The 2,597-nt window shown below is 62.0% G+C and carries 2 protein-coding genes and 1 pseudogene; all 3 read left to right on the forward strand.

The window, feature by feature from the left end:
• The first annotated feature begins 278 nt into the window (after positions 1-278).
• Positions 279-842 (forward strand): hypothetical protein, encoded by a 564-nt coding sequence (locus FCI23_RS55180; protein ID WP_136731693.1) that lies wholly within the window; start codon positions 279-281, stop codon positions 840-842.
• A gap of 107 nt (positions 843-949) precedes the next feature.
• Positions 950-1,210: pseudogene (locus tag FCI23_RS55185) on the forward strand (transposase); the annotation flags it as partial.
• A 163-nt stretch (positions 1,211-1,373) separates the two neighbouring features.
• Entirely contained in the window at positions 1,374-2,519 is a 1,146-nt protein-coding gene (locus tag FCI23_RS55190) for an XRE family transcriptional regulator (protein ID WP_246144939.1), read from the forward strand.
• Positions 2,520-2,597 lie beyond the last annotated feature (78 nt).

Genomic DNA, 2,597 nt, shown 5'->3' on the forward strand with positions numbered 1-2,597 from the left:
GCCGGCACGTCGCGACTGTTCACCAACTCCCGCAACTCAGCGGTCTGTTCCACAGAGAGCTCCATGCCAGAACCAACGAGCCCCATCGATCAAAGTAACGACTGCAGGATCACGAGACACTAGGAGTATTTGGCTATGGCGGACGGGCGATTAGCACGACGCATAGTGCAGCCTTCCATTCAGGTATAGAGTCCAGCAAGCTGTTTGCTGCTCCTGGTCCATATGTACAGACCCTCTTTGAGGCATATGGCGGGTTCTTTGGTCCTCTTGGAGCCACAATGGATTCTGGCCCGGATACGTTCATCGCACATCTTGACGTCCATAAGATGGATGGTGGGCGCGACAAGCGGGCTGCTAGGTATTACGCTCGCGTCTTTAACGGCAACGACACTCCTGCCATCAACGGCTTGTTGGTGGGCTTTCAGGGGATGATGAACTTTGCCGATACGATCGTCTCCGCTGGCTCTGACGTCCGCAACCTTGAGTACACGGCCTTTAAGATCCGGTATTTGGCGCTGTATGCGGTGTTGGGCAGCCTTCGGAAGCTTCATGGTGACCCGAATTACCCGCTCAGTAATCGTTCAACAGGGTTCGTCAAGGACATCATTGACTCCCCGGGGGCTCAGGCCATTACGGATCGTTCGGCAAAGCCTTTCCGTAACACCCTTATGCACTACAATCTACACCCCCGCTTGGACGTCTCAAAGGTGAAGCTCCACGAACCGTTTTTTGGTTTGGTGCCGGAATACTTCCCCGCTCGCGACGTGCAGACGTTTGGCACGCTTGTGGACACGTGCATCCGTGAAACCGCCGCCACTCTCAATGAGTGGGCCGGCTCATGACGGCTTACTTATCGGCGCTCTTGAGTGGATGTCGAGTTCGGTGCTCTTTGTTTGCGCGGGTGAGGTTGCAAGTGCTGGAAATTTTCCATTTTTGCGCTGTATTTGCACCGTCCGGCCACTTCCAGGCCAATGCCGCCTGGCTCGCCCTGGCCGCCCTGGCACACAACCTGACCCGCGCCGCCGGCGCCCTGGCCGGAACATTCCATGCCAGAGCGACCACCGCCACCATCCGTGATCACCTGATCAACGTGCCCGCCCGCCTGGCCCGCTCCGCCCGCCGCCTCACCCTGCACCTGCCCGAACACTGGCCCTGGAGCCAGGACTTCACCCAACTCTTCAGCACCGTGCACACACCACCAGCCCTCTGACGGTCCCTAACCGACCTGCCCGAAAGGGCCCGAGACCTGTGGACAAGTGGAAAAGCTGGGCAGACCAGCGGCCACCCCATGCCCGAATCCGCAGCCCAGCCCCGACACGGCCTGCACGACCCCGAAACGATCACACCGGAATCAAGCCGGTGGATCCGGGCTGATGAGCGACGACAGGCCAACGTGGGCACGGCGCGTCGCGGCTGAGCGGACAGCGCGCGAGTGGTCACAGCTCGATGCGGTCAAAGCACTACGGCTACACGCGCCAACGGAGCTGCCCGCGGACGAAAGCATGGTCCGGCAGTGGAAGCGGTGGGAGTCGGGACAGATGCCGGGGGATTTCTACCGGCCGGTTATCGCGGCGCTTTTCGGAACGGTCACGCATGCGATATTCCCGGCACCCGCCCGGCGGGATGGCAATGCGGAGATTTTCGCGGCCAGCGGCATGGAGACTCTGGAAATCGTCAGTCGGCTCAACCGATCCGATGTGGATAACAGCACCCTTGATGCGCTGCGCATCACCACGGATCGCCTCTGCTCGGAATACCCGTACATGCCGAGCGAACAGCTCCTCGTTGAGGGGCGGCAGTGGCTGAGGCGAGTGGTGGAGCTCCACTCGAAGAGCCTCACACTTGCCCAGCACCGCGAGGTACTGGCGCTTTCTGGTTGGCTCGCGCTTTTGGTGGGCTGTGTGGAGTACGACTCTGGTGACCGCCATGCGGCAGAGTCCACCCGCCGGGCGGCGCTCTCGCTCGCGGCGGAGTCCGACAATGCCGAGGTGACTGGCTGGGCTCACGAGATGCGCGCGTGGTTCTCGCTGACGACCGGTGACTACCGGGGCGTCATCGCTGCAGCGCAGGCGGGCAGCGAGCGGGCTTCCAAACATAGCGTGGCCGTGCAGCTCGCAGCACAGGAGGCAAAGGCGTGGGCACGGATCGGCGACCGCCGACAGACTGAGGTGGCCCTGGACCGTGGCCGGCGGCTTCTCGAAGGGATGCCGCACCCGGACAACCTTGACCACCACTTCGTGGTGGACTCCGCCAAATTCGATTTCTACGCGATGGACTGCTATCGACTCGTTGGCGAGGACAGGCTTGCCCGGACGCTCGCCGAAGAGGTGCTTCGGGTCGGTACGGACTTCGACGGAACTGAGCATTCGCCGATGCGAAATGCCGAAGCGCGGGTCACGCTGGGAGTCGTCGCGGCACGCGAGGGCGACCTTGAACAAGCCCTCATCCATGGCGGACGAGCGCTGCAGGGGGGTAAGCATTCAGAAGGTCGGTCGTGCGTCCGTCTCCTGATGATGTGACAGGTGCGGGGTGGGTGCGGCAGGATCCGGGGTCATGTCGTCCGCTCTGGAGTCTGCGTCGCGTGAGGATCTCCTCGC

It is taken from the genome of Actinacidiphila oryziradicis (genome assembly GCF_005047355.1).
GTDB classification, from domain to species: domain Bacteria; phylum Actinomycetota; class Actinomycetes; order Streptomycetales; family Streptomycetaceae; genus Actinacidiphila; species Actinacidiphila oryziradicis.